Here is a 23,434-nt window from a genome sequence, read left to right as displayed (position 1 = left end):
ATCGGGATGGCGACCGGCGAAAAGGCTCCGGGCGCCTTCAAGACAATCGGCGAGCTTTCCAACGAGCTCGGCGTTGCGCAGCACATCCTGCGTTATTGGGAAACCAAGTTTCCCCAGCTGCGGCCGCTTCAGCGCGCCGGCAACCGGCGCTACTACCGGCCTGCCGACGTCGAGCTTGCGCGTATGATCCATCGCCTCCTGAACAGCGAGGGCTATACGGTCCGGGGCGTCCAGAAAGTGCTTCGGAGCAAGGACGTGCCGCAGGTTGGGCCGGTCGCCGCTGCCGTCGGCGATGCCGCCGTTGCAATGGAGCGTCCATCCGCGAGCAGCATCGACGTCGAGCGCCTGAAGGCGATCCGCCACCATCTTGCGGCGCTGATCGAAGACTAAAGATCGCGGGGTTTAACGAAGCTCCGAAGGCGGCCGGTCCCGGACGCCACGTCCGGCCAGTCTTCGACGTCGAAGGTGATTTCCGCCATCGCGCCCGTTGGGAATTTGTGAGCCACTTCTTCCCTTAGCTCGTTCGGTCCGTTCGAAAGGACGAGAACCAGCTCGTGCATTCCGGGATTATGACCGACGATCAGTAGTCGAGCGGCGTCGGCGGGCGCGCGGCGTACCAGTTCGACCAATGTTTCCGTCTCCGCGAGATAGATCGCCCGGTCTTCGACCGCGTTGAGCTTGCCGCCGAAGCCCTCCTCCGCCCGCGCCAAGGTCTCCTTCGTCCGAACGGCAGGGCTTAGTAGGACCAGGTCCGGGACAAGCTCCCGCTCGCGCATTTCGTGGCCGATCGCCTTCGCAGCCTTCCAGCCCCGATCGTTCAACGGTCGGTCGAAATCCTTGAGCGAGGAATCGCCCCAGTCCGATTTGGCGTGACGAAGAAGGTAAAGCGTCTTCATTTGACGGGCTCCGGAACCGCTGTCGCCGGCCTAGCAGATCGCGTCGCCGCGACGTGCGCAATCGCCTCGTCGAGCGGAACGCGGCGGATCGGCACGCCTGGCGGGAAAGCCGACAGGAGCCGCGACGGCATTGCCGCCGACAGGATCACGAACGTCCCGCGATCACCCTCGCGACGAATCAATCGGCCGAATGCCTGTGCGAGGCGGGCGCGGACGACTGCATCGTCATAGGCGCTACCGCCGCCCGCCATTCTCCGGGCCGCGTGCAGTACTGTTGGTCGCGGCCAGGGCACCCGCTCCATCAATACCAGCCGAAGCGATTCGCCCGGCACATCGACTCCATCGCGAAGGGCATCTGTTCCTAGTAGCGACGCACGAGGATCGTCGCGGAAGATGTCGACTAGAGTCCCGGGATCTATGGGGTCGACGTGCTGCGCGAGCAGGGGCAGGCCGGTGCGTGCCAGCCGGTCGGCGATGCGCGAATGCACCGTCTTCAGCCGCTGGATAGCGGTGAACAGCCCAAGTGTCCCGCCGCCCGCCGCCTCAATCAAGCGAGCATAGGCACCCGCAAGTCCCGCCGAGTCGCCCTGCTTTACGTCGGTGACGATCAGCACTTCGGAGCAGGCGGCATAGTCGAAGGGGCTGTTAGCCTCGAACCGGTCGACATTCGATTCGAGGTGCGCCGCTCCGGTCCGTGCTTCGGCCCGAGCCCAGCTTCCATCGCCGCCCCGAAGCGTCGCGGAGGTGACCAGCACGCCATGCGCCTGCTTCAGTACCGCACCGGCAAGCGGCTTGGTTGGGTCGAGCCAGCGGCGATGGATCGCCACATCGAACTCGCGTCCTTCTGCGCGCTCGATGGCCAACCAATCTACGAACTCGGGGTCCGCCGCTCCGCCGACCCGGCCCAGCAGCGCGATCCAGGCCGAAAGGATCTCGCGCCGCCAGGAAAGGCCGTTGATCGCACCCTCGACCCGCGCACGAGCTTGCGAATCGAGCCAGTCAGGTGCGTCCTCGATGACCGCTTCGAGGCGGCGGCCAAGCGCGGCCAGCGGCTTAAGAAGGGCCTCGAGCGTCTCCAGCGCCTTCGCGGCCGCAGCGACCAGCGCGCCGTCCGGCTCGGCAAGTTCGGTCTCGATCCCGTAACCCGCGTCCTGCGCCTTGGCCCGTGCGTAGACCATCCCGCGCACCTCGCCGAGCAAGGCCTCGAAGGGGCCGAACGGCGATCCTTCGATGATCCGCTGCAGCCAGCCGTCGGACGGTAATGCCTTCGCCGCGTCGATGGCCGCCTCCAGCGCTTGCGCGCCTTCGTCGTCATAGCTGGCGACATCCATCAGGCGCGCCGCAAGCCCACGCCGCCGGCCCCGCGAGCGGCCTTCCGGCCCGACGATCCAGCGCCGCATCTCGATCGCGTCCTGCCCGCCGAAGGCGACGGCGAACGTCGAATCCGCGGCATCGAACAGGTGATGGCCTTCATCGAAGATGATCCGCTGAGGCGAATCTTCGCGGGCGCGAGCGGCGTTGACCATCACCAGCGCATGGTTGGCAATCACGATGTCGGCTTCGCGACCGGCGCGCTCAGCCTTCTCGATGAAACAACGCCGATAGTGAGGGCAACCCGCATAAACGCATTCGCCGCGACGGTCGGTCAGTGCGGTAGCGCCTGCGCGGCGAAACAGGCTCGGCAGCCAGCCGGGCAGGTCCCCGCCGACCATGTCGCCGTCCTTGGAATAGGCGGCCCAACGCCCGACCAGCTGGGCGAGGATTGCCGCCCGACCCGCGAACGATCCCTGCAACGCGTCCTCGAGGTTGAGCAGGCAGAGATAATTCTCGCGGCCCTTGCGGACGACGATCCGACGGGCGCGCTCCTCGGCGTTTTCGAATAGCCGCGGGCCCTCGGCATCGAGTTGCCGCTGCAGCGCCTTGGTAAAGGTCGAGACCCACACCGTCCCGCCGGAAGCCTCCGACCAGAGCGATGCAGGCGACAGATAGGCGAGCGTCTTGCCGATTCCGGTGCCCGCCTCGGCCAGAAGCATATTCGGCGAATCTTTTTGCCGTCGCGGCGCGAAGATGCTGGTCGCTTCCCCGGCCATGGCCGATTGCCCGGCGCGAAGCTCGGACCGCGATCCGGTCAGCTTCTTCAGCCGGTCTCGCGCCGCGTCTGGATCGATCATAACGGTCCGCGGCGGCGGGCGATCAGCCGTTTCCTCCCATTGCTTGAGTCGCGAAAAGAGCATTCGCTCGCCGCGCTCCGGCCGTTCGAGCCGGGCGGCGATCAGCGGCGCCCAGCCCCAGCCCATACGCGCCAGCGACTGGCTCGACGTCCAGGCGCCCTCGCGTTCCTTCCAGTCGGACTGTTCCAGCACGTCGAGCAAGGCGACTGCTATGGCCCGGAACGACTCCGCCGCCTGCGCCTCTCCCGTAGGCGGCTCCAGCCCGACCGCGCGGCACATGCCTGCTACCGTCGGCACTGCGAATCGCGCCGGATGGATGAAAGCGAACAGCTCCAGAAGGTCGAGTCCCGACAATTCGGGGTAGCCGAGGCGCTGTCCGACGAGTGGCGCGTTGAGGATGATGTGGGGCGTTTCGGCAGCACGCGCGATTGCCTCTCCGCGGCTCGCCTCGCGCGATTCGTCGCCGCTATTGGCGATCCAGATGCCGGCGTGGGTTGCGTGCAGCGCGGGAAGAGGCAAAGGAGCGCCCATTCCCAGACCTTGTCGCCAAGAGAACAGAAGAGCAACGGATTTGGACGCGCAGACCCTTCGGACAGCCGCAATGGCTTCAAAGGCCTGGCCTTACGAAGAGGCGCGCAAGCTCCTGAAGCGCTGGCCGGATGGAAAGCCCAACGGCGAGCCGATGGTCTTCGAGACCGGCTACGGTCCGTCGGGCCTCCCGCACATCGGCACGTTCAACGAGGTGCTGCGTACCACCTTCGTCCGCCAGGCCTATGAGGAACTCACTGGTGGAGCGCGGACGCGCCTGATCGCCTTCAGCGACGACATGGACGGCCTGCGCAAGGTCCCGGACAATGTTCCCGAGCAGGAAATGCTGACGCAGCATCTCGGAAAGCCGCTGACGCAAATCCCCGATCCGTTCGGGAGCCACGAGAGCTTCGCGCATCACAATAATGCGATGCTCCGCCATTTCCTCGACCGCTACGGCTTCGACTATGAATTTCTGTCCGCGACCGAATGCTATTCAAGCGGCCGGTTCGACGAAGTCCTGCGCTCGGTCCTTCGTAACTGGGACGGCGTGATGGGCGTGATGCTCCCGACCCTTCGCGAAGAACGCCGGCAGACCTATTCGCCGATCCTGCCGGTATCGCCCACGAGCGGCCGCGTCCTGCAGGTGCCCGTCGAGGTCATCGATGCCGAGGCCGGGCTCATCGCCTTCAACGACGAGGAAGGCCGCGTCGAGCAGTCGGCGCTTGGCGGACAGGCGAAGCTTCAGTGGAAGGTCGATTGGGCCGCCCGCTGGGTCGCGCTCGGCGTCGACTATGAGATGGCCGGCAAGGATTTGATCGACAGCGTCGTCCAGTCATCGAAGATCACGCGCGTCCTCGGTGGTCGCCCGCCGGAGGGCTTCAATTACGAGATGTTCCTCGACGAAAAAGGAGAGAAGATCTCAAAGTCGAAGGGCAACGGGCTCAGCCTCGAGGAATGGTTGCGCTACGGCAGTGAGCCGAGCCTCGCATTCTACATTTACCGCGAGCCGAAGAAGGCGAAGAGCCTTCACCTCGGTCTCATCCCGCGCGCGGTCGACGAATATTGGCAGTTCCGCGGGAACTATCAGAGCCAGCCGATAGAGCAGCAGCTCGGCAATCCGGTCCATCACATCCACAACGGCGCTGCGCCGGAGCCGCAGAGCCTGCCGCTCACTTACGGCCTGCTGCTTAACCTCGTCAGCCTGCCGGGCATCCACGACAAGGAGACCGCCTGGCGGTTCGTGCAGCGCTACGCACCGGACACGTCGGCGGACACGCATGCCGAGCTCGACGAGCTGATCGGGCTCGCCGTCAATTACGCTCGTGATTTCGTTGTTCCGACGCTGAAGCGGCGGTCACCGACCGAGCTGGAGGCAGCGGCGCTGCGCGACCTCGACAAGGAATTAGCGGAGCTTCCGGCCGATGCCGAAGGCGAGGCGATCCAACATCTCGTGTTCGAGGTCGGCAAGCGCCATCCGTTCGAGAGCCTGCGCGGCTGGTTTCAGGCGCTTTACGAAACGCTGCTCGGATCGAGCCAGGGCCCGCGCATGGGCAGCTTCATCGCGCTCTACGGCGTGGACAATAGCCGGAAGCTGATCGCAGAAGCCTTGGAGAGTGTCGCGGCCTAAGGCATGAAGGCGCGGAGGCCTGCCGAGATCGGCACCTCGCCAAGCGCCTGTTCGCTCACCACCACGACTTCAGCACCCTGCTTGGCGTGAGGGCATCCGCCACTCAGGTGCGGTTCGCTTTCTGCGGGAGGCTGCTGAGCAGCAACGGGCGCGACCCAGCACAAAGCCGCCATCATTAGCAGGTTCCGAATTTGCCTTGCCATCGATGTGCTCCTCGACCCGTCCATTCTACTCCCGCTGGCCGTCGCAATTCGTGCAATTTCGATGGGCCGCCTGCCAGAAATCGGCAAACGGCCCACGTGTTTCACTGCAGCGAAGCCAGTGCCGCACTGCCGGTGACCTTGGCGCCCGCCAGCTTGAGAGCCTCGTCGAGCGCCTTGTCGGCAGGGACTGCAACGTCCGGCTTCACGCCAGTGCCTTCCCAGCTTTCGCCCGTGTCCGGGTCGAACGTACGGCCAACCGGGATAAACGCGGCGTAGCCCGTGCCCATCGGCGCCATCCCGCCGAAATGCGCCCCTCCACCGGTCGCTTCGCCGACCAGAGTCGCGCGATGCGTGCGCTTCAGCGCCAGGGACAGATGCTCGGCGGCAGAGAAGGTCCGCTTCGAGGTCAGCAGATAGACCTGGGCGTCCTTGAGGCCGCTTTGCTGAGCGGCCGGGACGGCCAGATGCTCTCGCCGGTTGATGGTGTCGGGACCCGCGATCCTGCGGAGCAGGGGGTCCTTCGGATCGAACGGCGATCCATATTTCGCCTCGACTGCGCTTCGGATGTCCATGTCGAGGAGGGTCGTCGGCTTCGCGTAGATCTGCGCGAAGATCAGGTTCATCTCGGCCAGTCCACCGCCGCCATTGTGGCGGATGTCGATGATCAGCGACTTGGCATCCTTGTGCTCATCCAGGAACTTGCGGACCTCCGCCAATGTCGTCTCGCTGCCCGGGAAGCCGTTGAAGTCGATGTAGGCAACGCCGGGGGCCAGCCAGCCGGCCTTCGCAACGTCGTTGACGTTCGCGGGTCCCCCGTTCGGCGCCTGGGCAGTGCCGCGCTCTTCGGGACGAGCTACTTCGAGCCGAAGGTGTCCGTCCTTGTGAAATTCGCGAAGGTCGTCGGTTACCTTGCGGGCAAAGGTCTCGGCGTCCCCGAAGTCCGAATATTTCCCGGCCGCGAGGTTCGCGCGGAGGAATATCGCGTACTTCCGCCCGTATTCCGGAAAGAGGTAGTTCTCCTCGACCGCATTGGCGAGGTCGCGCACCGCTGCCTCGGCATCTGCCTTCACGAACGGCGCTTTCGCAGGCGCGGTCTCCGCGGCAGGAAGTGGCGCGGCCTGAGCGAGGAGCGGCGCGGACATGCAGGCTACTCCTGCGAGAAAGATCATCTTCAACGGCATTGTGAAACTCACTACTGTATTACATACATAATACAGTAACGCAATCCGGGCGCTCGTTGCACGCAAATTTGCTTCACTTCACGCCAAATTTTGGCAGGCTGCATTCCATGCTCGACCGTTTCGACATCGCGCTTCTGAATCTCGTCCAGAGAGACGACGGCCGAACCGCCGATTCGCTAGCGACGGAGGTGGCGCTGTCGCCGTCCGCGATCGCGCGCCGGCTTCGGCGGCTTCGTGCCGACGGCACCATCGCCCGGACTATTGCCCTGCTTGCGCCGCGTTTCACGGACCGCCGTCTCCGCGCGATCGTCCTGATCCAACTCAGCGAGCACGCCGACCTGAAGGGCAAGAACGCGCTTGAGAAACGTCTGCTGGACTCGCCGTGCGTGCAGTTCTGCTACGAGATCGCCGGACCCCACGACATCCTCGCGCTCTTCGACTGCGAGAGCATGTCGGCCTTCAATGAGGCTGCGGACGAACTGCTCGTCTCGTCGCCGACGGTGCGGCGGTACGAGACGCATTTCGTCAAGCGCGAGGTGAAGTTCGCGCCCTTCGTCGAGCTGAGCGAACCGGCTAGCTAGACTTCTTCGCCGCGATCCAGCGGTCGATCTTCTGCTCCAGGATCTGGAGCGGAAGGGCGCCGGTGTTCAGCACCTGCGCGTGGAACTCGCGGATGTCGAACCTGTCGCCGAGCTCCGCCTTCGCCTTGTCGCGAAGGCGCTGAATGGTGAGCGCGCCAACCTTGTAGGCGGTCGCCTGGCTGGGGATCGCGATGTAGCGCTCGACCTCCGCCGTCGCGTCGGTGCGGCCCATGCCCGAATGATCGAGCATGTATTTGATCGCCTGATCGCGGGTCCAACCCTTCGAATGGATCCCGGTGTCGACCACCAGCCGCATCGCGCGCAGCATCTCGTCGTTCAAGGTTCCGAAGCGCTGGTACGGGTCCCTGTACAGGCCCATGTCGTAGCCGAGTGTCTCGGCGTAGAGCGCCCAGCCTTCGACATAGGCGGTGTTCCCGCCGAACCGCATGAACGCGGGCAGCGCCTCATTCTCCTGCGCCAGGCTGATCTGAAAGTGATGCCCGGGCTCGCCCTCGTGAAGGAACAGGGTCGTTTCGCCCCAAGTGCTGCGTGACGGCAGGTCATAGGCGTTGAAGTAGAAGGTGCCGGGCCTTGAGCCGTCGGGCGTGCCCTGCTCGTACGAGCCGCCGGCCTCGAACTTCTCGCGGAACGGATCGTAAGGCTTGATGACCAGCGACGCCTTGGGGACCGTTGAGAAATATGTCGGGATCTTCGCCTCGACCGTCCTGCCGATGCGGTAATAGTCCTGGGTCAGCGAATCCCGGCTCTTCGGCTGGAACTGCTTCGCCGAGCGCATGTGTTCGAAGAACTGGTGGAGAGTGCCCTTGAAGCCGACCTCCTGCCGGACCTTCTCCATCTCCGCCGTGATCCGCTCTACCTCTTTCAGGCCGAGCTCATGAATCTGCTCGGGAGTCATCGGGAGCGTCGTCGTCGACTGGACCTCGTAGCGGTACAGATTGTCGCCGCCCTTCATGTACATGAGGCCGACGCCCTCCCGGGCATTGCCGAGATATTCGTTCTTCAGGAAGTCGCGCAGGCGGGTGAGGACGGGAAAGAGCTCGTCGGTGATCGCCGCGCGATACTCCTTCGTCAGCCGCGCGCGATCCGCCGCGCTGATCGCCTCCGGGAATTGCTTGACCGGTCCGTAATAGGGCGAGTCCTCCGGCTTCATCTTCAGCTGCTCGTTGAGCTGCTCGATCATGTTGCGGACGGTCAGCTTGGTCTCGACGACCCCCGCCTGCTCGCCTTCCCGGAACCGACCGATGGCGCGGTCGATATAGGTGACGAAATCCTTGTGACGCTTGAGGTTGTTTTCATAGTCCTCGAGCGTGTTGAACGGCGCACCACCCTTCCCGCTGGCGAAGGTCGGATAGAAGGTGTGCAGGCCGTAGAAGTGGTTCATGGGCCGGACTTTGGTGAAGTTCAGTATGTCCGGCTGGTACGCGCGCAGCTCGTCCTTGGTCGTATAATCGAACGTGTCGTAGGCGAGCTGGTCGGTCGCATCGAGATGGTCGCGGGGGATTGCCTTGAGCGCGGCGAGGTCTGCCTCTGCAGCCGCCTTTTCGCCCGCATAATATTCGTCTGTGATGTTGTCGCCGAGCCGGTCCGCGTAGCGAAGGTCCCCGCGGAAGAGGGCCTGCACCGGATTGCGCTTGAGATAGGCCTCGTCGCTCGCCTTGAAGAGTTCGAACAGCCGATCGTGGGCGCTCTTCTCCGCAACCGGCGGCGCAGCAGGCCCGGCGGCCGAAGCGATCGGCTCCGGCGCTGCAGCGGGCGCCGTCGCACAGGCTGCAAGCGCGACGATCGATGCGCCAAGAACGAGCAGGCGGAAACTGTGCTTCATCGTGAAACTTTCATTGCGGGCTGGCGGGGATGGAAAAGGGGCGCTGCGGCCAAGCCGCAACGCCCCTTCGTCCAATGACCTTCTGCTGTCTACCAGAAGAAGTCGTAGATCACATCGACCACGCTACCGGTGTAGATGTTCACCAGCACGGCGTCGTTGTGATAGCGGATCCAGCGATACGGTCCGTACGCCGGCGGCAGGCGATAATAGGACGGATCGTTCAGCCAGAAGCTGCTGCCGTAATAGCTGGGCCACAGGCGCCAGCCGATGCCGTAGCGGAAGTAATCCCAGCCGAACGGATCGTAATAGAAGCCGATGTGGAACCGCGACCGGTGCCGGTGGCGCCAGTCGTTCCAATCGTACCGCCGATCGTGCCGCCAGTTGTGGTCCCAGCGCCTGCTGGGATTGGCCTGCAGCGTTTTAGCGGCGCGCGGCTCCGGCGGCTCGGTCCCGAATACCGGAGTGCGGCTGATTCGACGCTCGGTCGGGGTCAGGACTCGCGGAAGCGGGCGGCGCGGCTCGACCAGCCCGCCTTCGCGGGTGCCGGGCGCGGTGCGCACATGGTCCTGGATCGACGAATTGCTGCCCGACCCGTCGCGCTCGACCCGGCGCCAGTTGCGGACCGTGTCGCCCTGGTTCGTGACCTCGCGCACTCGCTCGGTCGCCGGCCGCTCCGGAAGCGTCGGACGCCCCTCCGGCTTGCGGACTCTCTGATCGAACGAGCTATCCGAGTCCTGCCGCCAGCTGCGGACGGTGTCGCCGGCCGATCCGCGCTGCACGTGCTCGGCCCGGGGAGTGTCGGACGTATTCGTGATGCCGTCGCCGAACGCGCGCTGGCCGCCCGTATCCGGCCGGCTAACGTTTTCGGAGCTTCGCTGTGGCCGGACAACGGGGGCTTCCCGTCTAGGCGCATCATTGTCGGACTGCGCGCGCTCCGAACGATTGGCCCGGCGATTGGGAGTGCCGTCATTGTCGGGCGCCGCGAGCGCTGGCGAGGCCGCACTGGCCAGGAGCATCAGGATAAGGAAGTCACGCATGGCCACTACCTCGGCACTGTCGGTTTCTACGGCGATCCGTGCGCCTTTGCAGATGAGCGGAGCGTGAACCGTTCCGCAAGCGAATCGTAATCTTGCAAACCGCGGCGCCGCCGTTCACGCGAACGCGATGGCAGCGATCGAAACTTCACGAGGCAAGGTTGGCTTCGTCGAGCAGGGCGGCGACGGCCGTACGCCAATCATTTTCCTGCACGGCGTGGGCTCTGACAAGTCCGTCTGGCGCCCGCAGCTCGAGCATTTCGCCCGGTCACGGCGAGCGCTCGCGTTCGACTATCCCGGCTACGGTGAAAGCGCGTTCGTCGAAGGCGCGACGCGGGACGATTTTGCAGCCGCAGTCCTTGTCGCGATGGATGCGCTCGGAGTAGAAAAGGCGCATGTCTGCGGACTCTCGCTCGGCGGTGTCGTCGCCATTGCATTGAACGCCGCCGTACCCGATCGAAGCGCTTCGCTGATTATCGCCGACAGCTTCGCGGTGCACCCGGACGGTCAGGCCATCTACAACCGTTCCATCGCGGCCAGCAGTGACATCCGCGGGCTCGCCGAGGCTCGCGTCGGCGCGCTCCTCGCGTCCGAAGAAAGGGACCTTCGCGGGGACGTCATCGACACAATGGCCCGGATCGATCCCGCGGCCTACCGGATCGGCGCCGAGGCCGTCTGGCTCGCCGACCAGCGCGTCCGCGCGGCCTCCATCGCCGTCCCCACGCTGATCATCGTCGGTGACGAGGACGCCATCACCCCGCCGGCCCTGTCCGAAGAGCTTCACGCGCTCATCCCCGGCTCGCGGCTGGAAGTGATCGCGGGCGCCTCGCACCTCGCCAACCTCGACAAGCCCGCCGAATTCAATGCGGCCATCGACGACTTCCTTTCCGCCGTCGAGGCCGAAGCGTACTGAGGGCCGCAATGGAAGCCTATATCATCGATGCAGCGCGGACCGCGGGCGGCAAGCGCGAAGGCGCTCTGAAGGACTGGCATCCGGCGGACCTCGGCGCCGCCGTTCTCAACGCCCTGGTCGAACGGACCGGTATCGATCCCGCGGCCATCGACGACGTGATCGTCGGTTGCGTCGGCCAGGTGGGCGAGCAGGCCTTTCACATCGGCCGCAACGTGGTGATGGCCTCCAAGCTTCCCGACAGCGTTCCAGCCGTGTCGATTGATCGCCAGTGCGGAAGCTCGCAGCAGTCGGTCCACTTCGCTGCCCAGGCTGTGATGAGCGGAACGCAGGACATGGTCATAGCCGCGGGCGTCGAGAGCATGACGCGGGTGCCGATGGGAACCCCGATCATCCTGCCGATGCAGGCGGGCATCGGCATCGGTCCCTGGCCGCAGTCGATCAAGGATCGCTACGGCGTCAACGACTTCACCCAGTTCCGCGGCGCGGAGATGATGGCGAAGAAGTACGGCTTCTCGCGCGGCGACCTTGATGCGTTTGCGCTCGAAAGTCACCGCAAGGCTGCCGCCGCGACGCAAGCCGGTGCATTCGAGGCGGAGATTGTGCCACTGCCCGTCAACGGCGACACGCACCGCACCGACGAGGGCATTCGCTACGACGCATCGCTGGAAGGTCTCGGCGGCCTGAAGACCCTGGTTCCCGACGGCGTGATCACTGCCGGCAATGCCTCGCAGATCTGCGACGGCGCGTCGGGGGTCCTGATCGTCAACGAGCGCGCCCTGAAAGCGCACAACCTGGCGCCGATCGCCCGAATCGATCATCTGACGGTCACCGCCGGCGACCCCGTGATCATGCTCGACGAGCCGATCCGCGCCACGCGCGTCGCGCTGGAACGGTCGGGCCGGTCAATGGACGAGCTCGACCTGTACGAAGTCAACGAGGCGTTCGCGCCGGTTCCGCTGGCCTGGCTTCAGCAGCTCCAAGCCGACCCGTCGCGCCTCAACGTGCACGGCGGCTCCATCGCCCTCGGCCATCCGCTCGGCGCGTCCGGAGCGAAGCTGATGGCGACGCTCGTCCACGCGCTCCGCCTTCACGGTAAGCGCTTCGGCCTGCAAACGATGTGCGAAGGCGGCGGCATCGCCAACGTCACCATCGTGGAGGCGCTGGGCTGACGTGCCGACGGTCTGGGCCACGACGCGCGGAGGCGAAACACGCGAGGTCCACGCGAAATCCGGCCAATCGCTCAAGGACAATCTCAAGCGCGGCGGAATGGACGAGATCCTTGGGCTGTGCGGCGGCTGCGCAAGCTGCGGCACCTGCCACGTCTATGTCGCGGACGACTGGTTCCACCGCCTTCCGCCGATCCAGTCGGACGAGGAAACCATCCTCGCCTTCTCCGACTGGCGCGAACCGAACAGCCGCCTGTCCTGCCAGATCAAGGTGACGGATGAGCTGGAAGGCCTCTGCGTGACGGTCGCCCCCGAGGACTGACATAGGGACTTCCCCTACGGATAACTCCTTATTCGGCCTGTCATAATTCCAATGTATCCGGCGATTGAGGCATCGCTTTCGGTCTAGCAAACAACGGCGAGACAATGCCTCATCCCCAGGCTCGGCTCTCCTCCCCTCACCACCACCCGTAAGAGAGCCGAGCCCACCTGGGGCTGGGCCGCTCCATCCGGGACTTCCAGACACGCTGCTAGTGCCTCGACCCAAAGCGGACATTAGAGATTGCTGTGACCCAGCATTGGTGCTTGGATCCGGGCCGCTGGGACTCGGGGACGGGCATCGTGAAATTGTATCGGATCAACAAGTTGACTGGGCCAGGAGGTGCGGTCGTCAAGAAGAAAGACGTCCTTGCGGCGTCTGACAGGGACGCGGTGCAAAGAGCCGCCGATAGCGAAGACTGCCCGGTGTGCGACGTCCTTAAGGACGGGCAGACCGTAGGATCGGTGACCTAGGCGTCATCTTCCTCGCATTCTCTGCGGTGACGGCGCAGCATTTCGTCGGATTCTCCCACAAGACGCTCAGTCTCAGCAATGCTTTTCCGCAGGTCGTCTTGGCTCGCCTCGATCTCTGCTGTGTGCTGCTTTCGCCGCTCAGCGCGCTTTTTTGGGTCTGACATAGGTAATCAACAATCCGCGTATGGGTTTGGGCCCACGTCGAGTGTCCGCTTTCCACCCAAAGAAGACATTCGGTTCGCTCACTCCGCTCCTGGCTTTGCTTCGACATCGGGGTCGCAAGAGCTACTGCTGCCACTTGCCGGCCCGCCCGTCCTGGATCAGATGAGATCGATGAACCTCGATGATCAGTTCCACCGATACTTTGGCACTTCAGATCTGGCGGCAGTCCCACCGGAAGCTCTCGACGCCGGCATCGAACACATGCAGGTCGACCTCGGTCTGACCAGGGACCGAGGTGAGCGGTTTGCCCTTTGGGCGCTGCTGCAGACACTGGGGTCGGCGCCCGACCTGGACGTCGTATTCGAGACCGACGCAGATCGTGAGGCAGCGCGGAATTTCATGGATCTGATTCAAGGGGCAAGCGGCGCGTAGGTTGGCGCCGGCTCACCAGACCGCTTCCGTACGCTCTCTGCCGAAAACGGACATTCGCGCCCGCCCAAATCTGGTTTCACCGAAGCTTGGTGAAATTCAATTCGCCGCCAGCTGATTCATCATCGCAAGGCGATCAGTCAGGCTCCATTCCTCGACGATGCGCCCATCCCTGAAACGGAAGATCGTCACTCCCTCGACCTCCATCGTTGCGCCCTTGCCAGGCATACCTGCCGCCGCAACCGAGTTCGTACCCTTGGCGCGCCAGCGAACCGCGACGAGATCATCTTCTCCAATGAGGTGATCGACCATCACCTGCAGGTTCGGCACCGCCGCCCGGATCGCCTGGCCGGACCGATTGTCCTCTTCGAGCGAATAATCCTTGCCGCCGGCATGCGCGACGAAACCCGGCCCGTAGATTTCGTCGAGCTTGCTGAAGTCGCCTCGCCCCATTTTCTCGAGCAAGACCCGCGAAGCCGTGATTTTGTCGGCGGCGATGTCCGCCAATGCCGGCGAGGCATACGCGACACAGGCGAACAGCAGGGCGGCACGAAAGATTCGAGATTTCATTGGATCGTTCCTTTTTCAACGTACATCGTACGTGACACTTGACCCGATAAACTTACGTTGTATGTTTGTCAACATGCCAGAACCCCCGCGTGTGCCGAGAGGCGCGCTCAACCGAGATCGGATCATTGAAGCTGCGTTGGAGTTGATCGACTCGGAAGGTCTCGACGGGCTGAGCGCGCGGCAGCTGGCCGCCCGCCTCGGCTGCAAGGCGATGTCGCTCTACAACCATGTCGCCAGCATGGACGATCTGCTCGACGGCGTCGTGGACCAGCTGCTCGCTTCAGTGCTTCCTGCGGCTCCGCTTCCGGGCGATATCGCGGCCGCTGCTTCGGCCTATCTGACGCTCGCCGTACGACACCCGGACGCATTCATCCTCGTCGCTACTCGTGTCTGGCGAGGGCCGAACGCGAAGGCGGCCGCGATGGCCTTCGTATCCTATTTCCAGGCGATGGGGTGCAGCGAACAGGAGGCCTTGAGGCGCGCTCGCGTGCTCGGGGCTTATCTCAATGGGGCCGGCCTTGCCCTGGGAGCATGGAAGAGGAGCGAAGGAACCGCAGGACGAACCGGTAACGGAAAGGCCGTTAGGCAGGATCTGAAAGCTGGCCTCGGTGACCTCCTTGCCATGCTGTCTAGGCCGGTGGGTTGACCTGTTTGCGGACATTGCGCTGTCCTACGCGAGGCCTGTTGTGCCATGCTGCGGCCATGTCGCTCCGTTGCCTGAACCCGAGTTCGAACCTCCGCCCAGCAGATGCCGCACGGGCTCGCTCGCGCGCGTTAAGGAGCGAACTTGGCGAACGTCCGAGGATTTTCCGGTGAAGATCGCCTGCGTCGGCGCCGGTCCGGCCGGCCTCTACTTCGCCATCTCAATGAAACTGCGCGACCCGTCGCACGACATCATTGTTTTCGAGCGCAACGCGCCGGGCGTGACGTTCGGCTGGGGCGTCGTCTTTTCCGACCAAACGGTCGAGAACCTTCAAGCCAACGATCCGAAGTCCGCCAGGATCATTGCCGACGAATTCGCGCATTGGGACGATATCGACGTTCACTTTGGCGGCGAGACGATCACGTCTTCAGGCCACGGCTTCATCGGCATCGGACGCAAGCGCCTGCTCGAAATCCTTCAGGATCGGACGCGCGAACTTGGCGTGAATATCGAATTCAATGCAGAGTGCGATCCGGCGGACGCGAAGTGGCGCGAGTACGACCTCGTCATCGCGTCGGACGGCATCAACTCGCGCTTCCGCGACGCATATGCCGATGCATTCGGCGTCGACATCGATGTGCGCGCGAACAAGTTCGTGTGGCTCGGAACGTCGAAGGTCTTCGACGCCTTCACTTTCGCGTTCGAGAAGACCGAGCACGGGTGGATCTGGGCGCACGCCTATCGCTTCGCGCCGGACTGCTCGACCTTCATCGTCGAATGTTCGGAGGAGACTTGGCGCAATTTCGGCTTTGACCGGATGGAGCAGGCCGAGGCCATCGCCGCGTGCGAAAAGCTGTTCGCCAAATATCTCGACGGCCACAGCCTCATGTCGAACGCCGCGCATTTGCGCGGGTCGGCGGCATGGCTGAACTTCCGGCGCATCAAATGCGAGCGCTGGTCGACTGGCAATGTCATTCTTCTAGGAGACGCTGCGCATACGGCGCACTTCTCGGTCGGGTCTGGCACCAAGCTTGCGCTCGAGGACGCGATCAAGCTTGCGGACGTGCTCAATCGCCCGGGGCTTAGTCTCGAGGCCGCGATGGATGAATATGTCGCGGAGCGGAATCTCGAAGTCCTCAAGCTGCAGAACAGCGCGCGCAACTCGACCGAATGGTTCGAGACACTCGAGCGCTACACGCATTTCGAGCCGCTGCAGTTCGCTTACTCGCTGTTGACGCGCAGCCAGCGCATCAGTCATGAGAACCTCCGCCTTCGCGATCGCGAATGGCTGGAAGGTGTCGAGCGCTGGTTCTGGAAGCGCGCCACCGAGGGCCGCTCGAACAAGACCGCGCCGCCGATGTTCGCACCGTTCAAGCTGCGCGAGATGATTGTGGAGAACCGCGTCACCGTCTCGCCTATGGCGATGTACTCGGCGGTCGATGGAACGCCGAATGACTTCCACTTCGTGCATTACGGCGAGCGTGCGATCGGCGGTGCGGGGCTCGTCTTCACCGAGATGACCTGCGTGTCGCCGGAGGGACGGATCAGTCCGGGCTGCACGGGCATGTGGAACGCCGACCATGTCGTCGCGTGGAAACGCATCGTCGATTTCGTGCACGCCAATTCGAAGGCAAAGATCTGCCTCCAACTCGGCCATTCTGGCGCGAAGGGTTCGACCCGCGTCGGCTGGGAAGAGGACAATGCGCCGCTGCCCGACGGCAACTGGCCAGTGATGGCCGCGAGTGACGTGGCCTGGTCGCCGGTCAACCAGGTGCCGATGCCGATGACCCGCACGGACATGGATGCGGTGCGCGACCAATTCGTCGCCGCAGTGCGCATGGGAATCGAGGCCGGCTTCGACATGGTCGAGCTGCACGCGGCGCACGGCTATTTGCTGTCCGGGTTCCTGACACCTCTGCAGAACAAGCGCACCGACGAATATGGCGGGTCGCTCGAGAACCGCATTCGCTATCCGCTCGAAGTCTTCGCGGCGATGCGCGACGCATGGCCGGCAGACAAACCCATGTCGGTGCGCATTTCTGCGACCGATTGGGCCGGCGAACAGGGAATCACGCCCGACGACGCGGTCGAGATTGCGGAAGCCTTCGCGCACGGGGGCGCGGACCTGATCGACGTTTCGGCAGGGCAGACATGGACCGGCGCACAGCCAGTCTACGGACGCATGTTCCAGACGCCGTTCAGCGACAAGCTCCGCAACGAAGCTCGCCTCGCGACGATGGCGGTCGGCAACATCTACGAGCCCGACCACGCCAATTCGATCCTCGCCGCCGGCCGCGCCGACCTTGTCGCGCTGGCGAGGCCGCACCTGATCGATCCGTTCTGGACTCTGCGCGCCGCGGCGCAGCTCGATTACCGCGACGTCCACGTCCCGCCGCAGTATCTCAATGGAATGAGCCAGCTCGCCCGGAACCTGAAGCGGGAGGCCGAAGCCGCAGCCGCACTACGCGTCTAGTCTTCCTCGTCGTCCGGTCTCGGCAAGGTGCAGGCATGGCAGCCGGCCATGGCCTTCTCCGGAGCGGGCTGAGCCGGAGCTTTCTCGCCGCAGTGTCCTGAATGGCTCCTACCCGGGCCGTGCATCGTCATCGGGGCTTGAGCGAGCCCAAGGCAGGCGCCGACGGCGAGCACGACCTGGAGCTCAGTTGCCACCGTCTTGCTCTTCCTCGTCGATCAGGATGCGCATTGCGGCGCCGTCGAGATCTTCGAACTGTCCGCTCTTCACTGACCAGAAGAAGGCGCCGAGACCCAGCAGGCCAAGGCCGAGCGCAATCGGAAGAAGGAAGCCGATGCCGGTCATCTCGCGGCACTCCTCAGGCGAAGCGCGTTGGCGACGACCAGGATCGAGCTCCCGGACATTGCGAGCGCAGCGATCAGCGGCGTGACCATGCCCGCGATCGCGAGCGGCACGGCCAGCACGTTGTAGCCGATCGCGAGGGCAAAATTCTGCTTCACAACGCGCATCATCCTGCGCGCGGCGCGGACGGACCGCGGAACGGCGTCGAGGCTATCGCCGAAAAACACGATGTCGGCCGCCATCTGCCCGACATCCGACGCCGCCGCAGGGGCCATTGCCACGTCGGCCGCCTTAAGCGCCGGCCCGTCGTTCAGTCCGTCCCCGACCATCAGCACGTGATGTCCCGCCGCCTGCTGCTCGATGACCAGCACGTTCTTCTCGGCAGGAGTGACGCGGGCACGCCATTGAATTCCCATAACACCGGCAACCTGTCGAACGACATCGACCTGGTCACCGCTAATGAGCTGCGGGAGGACTTTGAGGCCGTCGAGTTCTGCCATCGCGCGTTGCGCGTCCGGCCGAAGAGCGTCCGCGAAATGGATGAGGCGGACACCTCCGTCGGTCGGCCCGAATGCCGCCGTGGTCGTTCCGCCGTCTCGGTCGGTGCCGACCCAGTCGGGCCGTCCGAACCTCCAGCGGCGGTCGGCAAAATAGCCTTCGACGCCCAGGCCGGGGACTTCAGCGATCCGATCGCCCTTCGCCGCCTCGACACCCTCCAGGGCGCTGGTCACCGAGCGGGCGAGCGGGTGGCGGCTGGCGTGGGCGAGCGCAGCGAGGATGGCGCGCTCGCCTACCTTCTCCGGCAGGTCCGAAGCATCAAGGCGACCGCGTGTCGCAGTACCGGTCTTGTCGAGCAGGGCGATGTCGGCAGTCGCCAGCCGCTCCAGAGCCGAGCCTTCTTTCACCAAAATGCCCCGCTTCATCAGCGCGCCCGCGGTGACGACCTGCGCAATCGGAACGGCAAGGCCGAGCGCGCATGGGCAGGTGATGATCAAGACCGCAACCGCGATCAGCAGCGACTGATGAATGCCCGTGCCCGCGAGCATCCAGCCGAGGAAGGTCAAGCCGGCAAGACTGTGGACCGCCGGTGCGTAGAGACGCGCGGCGCGGTCGGCGATCCGGACGTAAAGCGACTTCGATCCGCTCGCCTGCTCCATCAACCGCGCGATGTCGGCGATAGCGGTCTGGTTGCCGACCGCCGTGGCGCGGATGGTCAGCGGCCGGGAAAGGTTGATCGTGCCGGCCAGCACGCGACCGCCGGGCGCAATCCGTTCGGGCAGGCTTTCTCCGGTGATGTGCGCTCGGTCGATGTTGCTGCTGCCTTCGACCACGACCCCATCGGCCGCAATGCGCTCGCCCGCCGCGACGAACAGCAAGTCGCCGGGGAGCAGCATGTCGACTCGGCGGCGCACCTGCTTCCCGTTGATCAGCACGGTCGCCTCGCTGGGAACGCGGCGGAGCAAAGCTGCAACCGAATCCTCCGCTCGGGCACGCATTACGCTGTCGAGGAATCGCCCAGCCAGAAGGAAGAACAGCAGCATGACTGCGCCGTCGAAATAGGCATGCTCGCCGCCGGTCGCCGTCTCGTAGAGGCTCATCGCCACCGTGACGATGACGCCGATCGAGATCGGCACGTCCATGTTGGTTCGGCGCTTGCGGATCGCAGCAAGCGCGCTCTCGAAGAACGGGCGACCGGAATAAGCGACTGCCGGCACGCCGATCAGAGCGCTGATCCAGTGGAAGAGGTCGCGCGTCGTCCCAACCGCGCCGGCCCAGACGCTGACGGACAGGAGCATGATGTTCATCGCCGCGAAGCCCGATACGGCAAGCGCGAGCACCAGCTTCCGGCTTTCGTCCGAGCGCTTCCCGGTTATGGCGTCGCCGGCGAACGGATGCGCGTCGAAGCCGACCTTCCGGAGGGCCTTGAGGATGACGTCCTCGCCGACTGCAGGATCGTGCTCGACACGGACCCTGCGGGCCGAGAGGTTCACGCGTGCCGAGTGAATGCCGGGAATCTCGACAAGTCCGCCTTCGATGCGCGCGATGCAGGCGGCGCAGCGCATGCCTTCCACCGCAAAGAGCGACGCCTCGAAAGCATCCGGCTTTGTGATTGCGGCGTGCGCGTTCACGATCGCACTTCGCGGAGGTAACGGGCCTCGGAATTGCCCTGTTGCAAGGTAATCCGGAGCTTCCACCGTCCTGATGGCATCGCATCCGCCGAACGAAAGTGATTGGTCCCCGCGACGACCATGGGAATCCTACGGTCATCGACCTGCCCGAGCGGGTGCTCGGCGACGACATTTGCGACTGCGTGCGACACGCCCTTGGTGTCGAGGATCAGGCGATTGCCTTCGACGCGAGCTGCAACGTCCCAGCCGAGCCGATCCTGCGCAGCACTCTCGGCGATCCAGCGATTGTAATCCTGGCTGGCGACATAGCCGTTCTCGGCAAGCACTCCGCCGAAAGTGCTCGTCGCGAGCCTTGCCATCGTCAGGTTCACGGCAATGACCAGTGCGAAGAAGCCGACGAGGATTGCGGTCGCGTGATAGCCGGTGAAACGCTGGTTCATTCGCTTATTCCTCCGGCCGTTCGAAGCGTGCCTGGCCGACCGCCTGTCCCCCATCTTCGTCGAGCGCGCGAGCCGTGAACAATATGGGAGTCTGCGTAGGTCCGGTGTCGGGCGCCGCGAGATAAATGCTTTGCTTGAGGACGCTGTCCGGCTCGACCTCGAACGTCACGGTGGGCGTCGCGGCTTGGCGGCTCATCTCCTGATTCCACATCCGGCCGTCGATGCCGCGTACGCTCAGCTCGTAGCGGCGAGCACGATTTTCCATGTTGCGGAGTTTGATCGTGTAGCTGTTGCGGACCTGTCCGTCGCTGAGGCGAATCCAGACCGGGTTACGGCTTTGAGCGACGTCCAGTTCGATCCGCTCGCGGGTTCCGAGCGTGAACAGGAGCGCAGCGCCAATCGCAACCCAGACGGAAAGATAGAGTAGCGTGCGAAGGCGTAGCAGGCGTTGCAGAGGTGTCCTTGTCGGCTGTCCCGAACGAGCCAGCCGTTCGTCAGCGATCGTCGTGTAGCCGATCAGCTTCCGGGGCTTTCCGATCTTGTCCATCACCTGGTCGCAAGCGTCGATGCATAGCGCGCAGGTGATGCAACCGATCTGCGGCCCTTCGCGGATGTCGATGCCCGTCGGGCAGACTGCGACGCAAGCCATGCAGTCGATGCAGTCGCCTTGCGGAAGGAGCGCCGCCGCATCCTCCTCCCGGCGCTTGACGCCGCGGCCCCGCGGTTCTCCCCGCCAACCCTTGTAGGTTACGACGAGGCTCTGCTCGTCGAGCATCGCGCCCTGAATCCGCGGCCACGGGCACATGTAGATGCACACCTGCTCGCGCATGAACCCGCCGAAGATAAAGGTCGTCGCGGTGAGGGTTCCGATCGTCAGGTAAGCGATTCTTGGAGCATCGCCGTGCATCAGCTGCTGGAACAGGGTTGGGGCGTCTGCGAAATAGAAGATCCACGCGCCGCCGGTCAGCACTCCGACGATCAGCCAGAGCGTCCATTTGATCAGCCGCTTGGTGACCTTCAGCGCGCTCCATGGGGCCTCGTCGAGCTTGCGCTGAGCATTCCGGTCGCCGTCGACGAAGCGCTCGATGTGCTGGAACAGGTCGGTCCAGACGGTCTGAGGGCAGGCATAGCCGCACCAGGCCCGTCCGACCGCGCTTGTAACCAGGAACAGGCCGATCGCGGCCATGATCAGCAGGCCAGCGACGTAATAGAATTCGTGCGGCCAGATCTCTATCGAGAACATGTAGAAGCGCCGGTGGGCGAGATCGACCAGCACCGCCTGGCTCGGCGCGTGCGGGCCGCGATCCCAGCGCAGCCACGGAGTCACATAATAGATCGTGAGCGTGACCAGCATGACGAGCCATTTGAACCGGCGGAACGGTCCGTCGATCTGGCGGGGGAAGACCTTCTTGCGCTTCTCGAAGTAACGGTTCCTGGCGCGGTTGGTCAGATCGTCAGCGGCTTGCATTGGCCTTCATCGGAGCCGGCACCGCGCCGGCCTCCGCTTTCACTTGCGCGTCACTGGCCGGTGCTTCGGCGATGAACTTTTCACCGCCGCCGAGCGAATGGACGTAGGCGGCCAGCATTTTCACGGTGACCGGATCGAGCCGTTGTCCCCATGCGGGCATGATGCCGTAGCGCGAATTGGTAATCGTCTCGGCGATGGAGGCCCGGTCACCTCCATAAAGCCAGATCTTGTCGGTCAGGTTCGGTGCGCCGAGCGCCCGGTTGCCCTTGCCGTCCGCCCCGTGGCAGGGGGCGCAATTGACCGCGAAGAGCGCCGCGCCGCGCTGAGAGGCGGCCCCCGGCTTTTCCGCGCCGGACAGAGTCCGGACGTAGCTGGTGAGATACAGGATCTCGTTCGGCTGGAGGATCCCGTCCCGGCCGAATGCAGGCATCTGGCTCGTGCGGGTCTGCTTGTCGCCCGGCTGGCGAATGCCGTTCTCCAAAGTCTTGTGGATCGCCTTGAGGTCGCCGCCCCAGAGCCAGTCGTCGTCGTTGAGGTTCGGATAGCCCTTTGTCCCCGCTGCGCCGGAGCCGTGGCACTGGACGCAATTGACCTTGAACGCGGCCGCTCCGCCCTGGACTGCGGCGTTCAGCAGCTTGCTGTCCTCCGGCAGTCGCTCGATCGGGATTTGCGCCAGCGCGAGCTCGACCGGGCGTTTGCGGTCCGCTTCGGCCTTCATCTCGGCTTCCAGCTGGCCGCGGCTCGACCAGCCGAGAGTCCCGGCGGTCGCGCTGCTGATCATCGGCCAGGCGGGATAAAGGACAGTGTAGACGACGGCCCAGGCAATGGTCGCGTAGAGCGTCCACAGCCACCAGCGCGGCATCGGGGTATCAAGCTCCTCGATCCCGTCCCATTCGTGGCCGACGGTCTCGGTGCCAGTGGGCTCGTCGATGCGCTTGCGCTCAGCCATCGCTGTTTTCCTCGTCGAAAATCATGGTGGCTGCGTGCCGGTTCGCCGACCGCGCGCCGGGGCGGAAGGCCCATCCCACAAGCGCCAGATAGAGGACCGCCATTGCTGCGAGGGCGTGGCTGTCGGCGAAATGCCGAAGGGCCTCGTAGCTCACCGCTGCACCTCGTGCGGCTCGACCTTGCGGAAGTCGACGTGCGTGCCGAGCTGCTGAAGGTAGGCGACCAAGGCGTCCATTTCGGTCAGGCGCGAAGGCTGGCCGTCGAAGTCGCGGCTCTGCGCATCGGGATAACGCTTTGCCAGACCCGCTGCGTCAGCGTCGCCGGAAGCCTGCGTCCGCATATCCTCCTCGGCCTTCTTGATGTCCTCGTCGCTGTAGGGGACGCCGACCCGGCGAAGCGCGGTCAGATTGCCGCTGTAACCGTCCGTCTGGAGGTCGCGGTCAGCAAGGAATGCGTAAGGCGGCATGATCGATTCCGGCACGACGCTGCGCGGGTCCTTGAGGTGCTGGGCATGCCATTCGTCGGAGTAGCGGCCGCCGACCCGGGCCAGGTCAGGCCCCGTCCGCTTCGAGCCCCATTGGAAGGGGTGGTCGTACATGCTCTCGGCGGCGAGGCTGTAGTGGCCGTAGCGTTCGACCTCGTCCCGGAAGGGGCGGATCATCTGGCTGTGACAGGTGTAGCAGCCTTCGCGCTGGTAGATGTCGCGGCCGGCCTGCTCCAGCGGCGTGAGTGGGCGGACGCCTTCGACCTTCTCGATCGTCTGATCGATCCAGAACAGGGGCGCGATCTCGACGATCCCGCCGATGACGACCGTGACCAGCGCGCCGACCGCAAGCAGGGTCACGTTGCGCTCCAGCTTCTTCTGAAGAGCAAGGATACTCATTGTTCGATACTC

The 23,434-nt window shown here is 64.5% G+C and carries 25 protein-coding genes; 10 read left to right on the top strand and 15 right to left on the bottom strand.

Annotated elements, in window-relative coordinates:
* Positions 1 to 6: 6 nt before the first annotated feature.
* Entirely contained in the window at positions 7 to 390 is a 384-nt protein-coding gene (locus ACMC5O_RS10820) for a MerR family transcriptional regulator (RefSeq protein WP_187708785.1), read from the top strand.
* Here the strand turns inward: ACMC5O_RS10820 and ACMC5O_RS10815 are convergent.
* Positions 387 to 896 carry a SixA phosphatase family protein gene (locus ACMC5O_RS10815; protein ID WP_187708786.1) on the bottom strand — a complete coding sequence of 170 codons (510 nt, stop codon included), beginning with the start codon at positions 894 to 896 and terminating at the stop codon, positions 387 to 389. The two genes, ACMC5O_RS10820 and ACMC5O_RS10815, sit on opposite strands and share 4 nt — an antisense overlap.
* Complete coding sequence (locus tag ACMC5O_RS10810) at positions 893 to 3,598, bottom strand: ATP-dependent DNA helicase (RefSeq protein ID WP_426692839.1); 2,706 nt, start codon at positions 3,596 to 3,598, stop codon at positions 893 to 895. The genes ACMC5O_RS10815 and ACMC5O_RS10810 overlap by 4 nt, the downstream gene beginning before the upstream one ends.
* A 70-nt stretch (positions 3,599 to 3,668) precedes the next feature.
* On the opposite strand from ACMC5O_RS10810, the gene ACMC5O_RS10805 reads away from it, so the two are divergent.
* Positions 3,669 to 5,225, top strand: coding sequence for a lysine--tRNA ligase (locus ACMC5O_RS10805; protein ID WP_246444278.1), 1,557 nt, complete (start codon positions 3,669 to 3,671; stop codon positions 5,223 to 5,225).
* Here the strand turns inward: ACMC5O_RS10805 and ACMC5O_RS10800 are convergent.
* Together ACMC5O_RS10800 and ACMC5O_RS10795 are read right to left on the bottom strand one after the other, a co-directional pair.
* The gene (locus ACMC5O_RS10800) at positions 5,222 to 5,428 is read right to left on the bottom strand and encodes a hypothetical protein (RefSeq protein WP_187708788.1); all 207 of its coding nucleotides are present in this window, start codon (positions 5,426 to 5,428) and stop codon (positions 5,222 to 5,224) included. The two genes, ACMC5O_RS10805 and ACMC5O_RS10800, sit on opposite strands and share 4 nt — an antisense overlap.
* A 101-nt stretch (positions 5,429 to 5,529) precedes the next feature.
* Positions 5,530 to 6,570, bottom strand: coding sequence for a S41 family peptidase (locus ACMC5O_RS10795; protein ID WP_426692838.1), 1,041 nt, complete (start codon positions 6,568 to 6,570; stop codon positions 5,530 to 5,532).
* Positions 6,571 to 6,716: 146 nt separating this feature from the next.
* Here ACMC5O_RS10795 and ACMC5O_RS10790 point away from each other — a divergent pair, with 146 nt between their 5' ends.
* Complete coding sequence (locus ACMC5O_RS10790; RefSeq protein ID WP_187708791.1) at positions 6,717 to 7,190, top strand: Lrp/AsnC family transcriptional regulator; 474 nt, start codon at positions 6,717 to 6,719, stop codon at positions 7,188 to 7,190.
* On the opposite strand, the gene ACMC5O_RS10785 is transcribed toward ACMC5O_RS10790, so the two are convergent.
* A complete protein-coding gene (locus ACMC5O_RS10785) occupies positions 7,183 to 9,033 on the bottom strand; it encodes a DUF885 domain-containing protein (RefSeq protein ID WP_426692837.1) in 1,851 nt (616 codons plus the stop codon). The two genes, ACMC5O_RS10790 and ACMC5O_RS10785, sit on opposite strands and share 8 nt — an antisense overlap.
* Positions 9,034 to 9,122: 89 nt before the next feature.
* Positions 9,123 to 10,070, bottom strand: coding sequence for an RcnB family protein (locus tag ACMC5O_RS10780; protein WP_246444281.1), 948 nt, complete (start codon positions 10,068 to 10,070; stop codon positions 9,123 to 9,125).
* A 127-nt stretch (positions 10,071 to 10,197) separates the two neighbouring features.
* Between ACMC5O_RS10780 and ACMC5O_RS10775 the strand changes: the two genes are divergently transcribed.
* The 5 genes from ACMC5O_RS10775 (at position 10,198) to ACMC5O_RS10755 (ending at position 13,532) form a co-directional block, all read left to right on the top strand.
* The gene (locus ACMC5O_RS10775) at positions 10,198 to 10,980 is read left to right on the top strand and encodes an alpha/beta fold hydrolase (protein WP_187708792.1); all 783 of its coding nucleotides are present in this window, start codon (positions 10,198 to 10,200) and stop codon (positions 10,978 to 10,980) included.
* Between the two features lie 8 nt (positions 10,981 to 10,988).
* The gene (locus ACMC5O_RS10770) at positions 10,989 to 12,149 is read left to right on the top strand and encodes an acetyl-CoA C-acetyltransferase (RefSeq protein WP_426692836.1); all 1,161 of its coding nucleotides are present in this window, start codon (positions 10,989 to 10,991) and stop codon (positions 12,147 to 12,149) included.
* 1 nt (position 12,150) lies between these two features.
* Complete coding sequence (locus ACMC5O_RS10765) at positions 12,151 to 12,468, top strand: 2Fe-2S iron-sulfur cluster-binding protein (RefSeq protein WP_187708793.1); 318 nt, start codon at positions 12,151 to 12,153, stop codon at positions 12,466 to 12,468.
* Between the two features lie 299 nt (positions 12,469 to 12,767).
* A complete protein-coding gene (locus ACMC5O_RS10760; protein ID WP_426692835.1) occupies positions 12,768 to 12,938 on the top strand; it encodes a hypothetical protein in 171 nt (56 codons plus the stop codon).
* Between the two features lie 333 nt (positions 12,939 to 13,271).
* On the top strand, positions 13,272 to 13,532 hold the full coding sequence (locus ACMC5O_RS10755) for a hypothetical protein (protein ID WP_187708794.1): 261 nt from the start codon (positions 13,272 to 13,274) through the stop codon (positions 13,530 to 13,532).
* A gap of 96 nt (positions 13,533 to 13,628) precedes the next feature.
* Here the strand turns inward: ACMC5O_RS10755 and ACMC5O_RS10750 are convergent, their stop codons facing one another.
* On the bottom strand, positions 13,629 to 14,099 hold the full coding sequence (locus ACMC5O_RS10750; RefSeq protein ID WP_187708795.1) for an ester cyclase: 471 nt from the start codon (positions 14,097 to 14,099) through the stop codon (positions 13,629 to 13,631).
* A 73-nt stretch (positions 14,100 to 14,172) separates the two neighbouring features.
* Between ACMC5O_RS10750 and ACMC5O_RS10745 the strand changes: the two genes are divergently transcribed.
* Complete coding sequence (locus tag ACMC5O_RS10745) at positions 14,173 to 14,745, top strand: TetR/AcrR family transcriptional regulator (RefSeq protein WP_426692834.1); 573 nt, start codon at positions 14,173 to 14,175, stop codon at positions 14,743 to 14,745.
* Between the two features lie 166 nt (positions 14,746 to 14,911).
* Positions 14,912 to 17,215 (top strand): bifunctional salicylyl-CoA 5-hydroxylase/oxidoreductase, encoded by a 2,304-nt coding sequence (locus ACMC5O_RS10740; RefSeq protein WP_426692833.1) that lies wholly within the window; start codon positions 14,912 to 14,914, stop codon positions 17,213 to 17,215.
* Here ACMC5O_RS10740 and ACMC5O_RS10735 read toward each other — a convergent pair.
* From ACMC5O_RS10735 to ccoO, 8 genes are read right to left on the bottom strand one after another with little or no spacing between them, the layout of a single operon-like run.
* A complete protein-coding gene (locus ACMC5O_RS10735) occupies positions 17,212 to 17,409 on the bottom strand; it encodes a hypothetical protein (RefSeq protein WP_187708798.1) in 198 nt (65 codons plus the stop codon). The two genes, ACMC5O_RS10740 and ACMC5O_RS10735, sit on opposite strands and share 4 nt — an antisense overlap.
* Positions 17,399 to 17,557, bottom strand: a complete 159-nt coding sequence (gene ccoS, locus ACMC5O_RS10730; RefSeq protein WP_187708799.1) for a cbb3-type cytochrome oxidase assembly protein CcoS — start codon at positions 17,555 to 17,557, stop codon at positions 17,399 to 17,401. Before ccoS ends, ACMC5O_RS10735 begins: the two co-directional genes overlap by 11 nt.
* Positions 17,554 to 19,683: a heavy metal translocating P-type ATPase gene (locus tag ACMC5O_RS10725; protein ID WP_281389394.1), complete on the bottom strand. Its 2,130-nt coding sequence runs from the start codon at positions 19,681 to 19,683 to the stop codon at positions 17,554 to 17,556. The genes ccoS and ACMC5O_RS10725 overlap by 4 nt, the downstream gene beginning before the upstream one ends.
* Positions 19,680 to 20,123, bottom strand: a complete 444-nt coding sequence (locus tag ACMC5O_RS10720) for a FixH family protein (RefSeq protein ID WP_246444284.1) — start codon at positions 20,121 to 20,123, stop codon at positions 19,680 to 19,682. Before ACMC5O_RS10720 ends, ACMC5O_RS10725 begins: the two co-directional genes overlap by 4 nt.
* 4 nt (positions 20,124 to 20,127) lie before the next feature.
* The gene (gene ccoG, locus ACMC5O_RS10715; protein WP_426692832.1) at positions 20,128 to 21,591 is read right to left on the bottom strand and encodes a cytochrome c oxidase accessory protein CcoG; all 1,464 of its coding nucleotides are present in this window, start codon (positions 21,589 to 21,591) and stop codon (positions 20,128 to 20,130) included.
* Complete coding sequence (gene ccoP / locus ACMC5O_RS10710; protein ID WP_426692831.1) at positions 21,578 to 22,540, bottom strand: cytochrome-c oxidase, cbb3-type subunit III; 963 nt, start codon at positions 22,538 to 22,540, stop codon at positions 21,578 to 21,580. The genes ccoG and ccoP overlap by 14 nt, the downstream gene beginning before the upstream one ends.
* Positions 22,533 to 22,694: a cbb3-type cytochrome c oxidase subunit 3 gene (locus ACMC5O_RS10705; protein ID WP_187708801.1), complete on the bottom strand. Its 162-nt coding sequence runs from the start codon at positions 22,692 to 22,694 to the stop codon at positions 22,533 to 22,535. Before ACMC5O_RS10705 ends, ccoP begins: the two co-directional genes overlap by 8 nt.
* The gene (ccoO, locus tag ACMC5O_RS10700) at positions 22,691 to 23,422 is read right to left on the bottom strand and encodes a cytochrome-c oxidase, cbb3-type subunit II (RefSeq protein WP_187708802.1); all 732 of its coding nucleotides are present in this window, start codon (positions 23,420 to 23,422) and stop codon (positions 22,691 to 22,693) included. Before ccoO ends, ACMC5O_RS10705 begins: the two co-directional genes overlap by 4 nt.
* Between the last annotated feature and the right edge of the window lie 12 nt (positions 23,423 to 23,434).

This window comes from Sphingomonas sediminicola (assembly GCF_049991885.1).
Taxonomy (GTDB): Bacteria; Pseudomonadota; Alphaproteobacteria; order Sphingomonadales; family Sphingomonadaceae; genus Sphingomicrobium; species Sphingomicrobium sediminicola.
The sequence above is the reverse complement of the archived record's forward strand: the minus strand, read 5'-3'. Positions and strand labels throughout refer to the sequence as shown.

Excerpts from the sequence above, each read along its gene's own strand:
- ACMC5O_RS10820 (WP_187708785.1), top strand. The coding sequence starts at position 7 with ATGGCGACCGGCGAAAAGGCTCCGGGCGCCTTCAAGACAATCGGCGAG.
- ACMC5O_RS10815 (WP_187708786.1), bottom strand. The coding sequence starts at position 896 with ATGAAGACGCTTTACCTTCTTCGTCACGCCAAATCGGACTGGGGCGAT.
- ACMC5O_RS10810 (WP_426692839.1), bottom strand. The coding sequence starts at position 3,598 with ATGGGCGCTCCTTTGCCTCTTCCCGCGCTGCACGCAACCCACGCCGGC.
- ACMC5O_RS10805 (WP_246444278.1), top strand. The coding sequence starts at position 3,669 with ATGGCTTCAAAGGCCTGGCCTTACGAAGAGGCGCGCAAGCTCCTGAAG.
- ACMC5O_RS10800 (WP_187708788.1), bottom strand. The coding sequence starts at position 5,428 with ATGGCAAGGCAAATTCGGAACCTGCTAATGATGGCGGCTTTGTGCTGG.
- ACMC5O_RS10795 (WP_426692838.1), bottom strand. The coding sequence starts at position 6,570 with ATGTCCGCGCCGCTCCTCGCTCAGGCCGCGCCACTTCCTGCCGCGGAG.
- ACMC5O_RS10790 (WP_187708791.1), top strand. The coding sequence starts at position 6,717 with ATGCTCGACCGTTTCGACATCGCGCTTCTGAATCTCGTCCAGAGAGAC.
- ACMC5O_RS10785 (WP_426692837.1), bottom strand. The coding sequence starts at position 9,033 with ATGAAGCACAGTTTCCGCCTGCTCGTTCTTGGCGCATCGATCGTCGCG.
- ACMC5O_RS10780 (WP_246444281.1), bottom strand. The coding sequence starts at position 10,070 with ATGCGTGACTTCCTTATCCTGATGCTCCTGGCCAGTGCGGCCTCGCCA.
- ACMC5O_RS10775 (WP_187708792.1), top strand. The coding sequence starts at position 10,198 with ATGGCAGCGATCGAAACTTCACGAGGCAAGGTTGGCTTCGTCGAGCAG.
- ACMC5O_RS10770 (WP_426692836.1), top strand. The coding sequence starts at position 10,989 with ATGGAAGCCTATATCATCGATGCAGCGCGGACCGCGGGCGGCAAGCGC.
- ACMC5O_RS10755 (WP_187708794.1), top strand. The coding sequence starts at position 13,272 with ATGAACCTCGATGATCAGTTCCACCGATACTTTGGCACTTCAGATCTG.
- ACMC5O_RS10750 (WP_187708795.1), bottom strand. The coding sequence starts at position 14,099 with ATGAAATCTCGAATCTTTCGTGCCGCCCTGCTGTTCGCCTGTGTCGCG.
- ACMC5O_RS10745 (WP_426692834.1), top strand. The coding sequence starts at position 14,173 with ATGCCAGAACCCCCGCGTGTGCCGAGAGGCGCGCTCAACCGAGATCGG.
- ccoS (WP_187708799.1), bottom strand. The coding sequence starts at position 17,557 with ATGACCGGCATCGGCTTCCTTCTTCCGATTGCGCTCGGCCTTGGCCTG.
- ACMC5O_RS10720 (WP_246444284.1), bottom strand. The coding sequence starts at position 20,123 with ATGAACCAGCGTTTCACCGGCTATCACGCGACCGCAATCCTCGTCGGC.
- ccoG (WP_426692832.1), bottom strand. The coding sequence starts at position 21,591 with ATGCAAGCCGCTGACGATCTGACCAACCGCGCCAGGAACCGTTACTTC.
- ccoP (WP_426692831.1), bottom strand. The coding sequence starts at position 22,540 with ATGGCTGAGCGCAAGCGCATCGACGAGCCCACTGGCACCGAGACCGTC.
- ccoO (WP_187708802.1), bottom strand. The coding sequence starts at position 23,422 with ATGAGTATCCTTGCTCTTCAGAAGAAGCTGGAGCGCAACGTGACCCTG.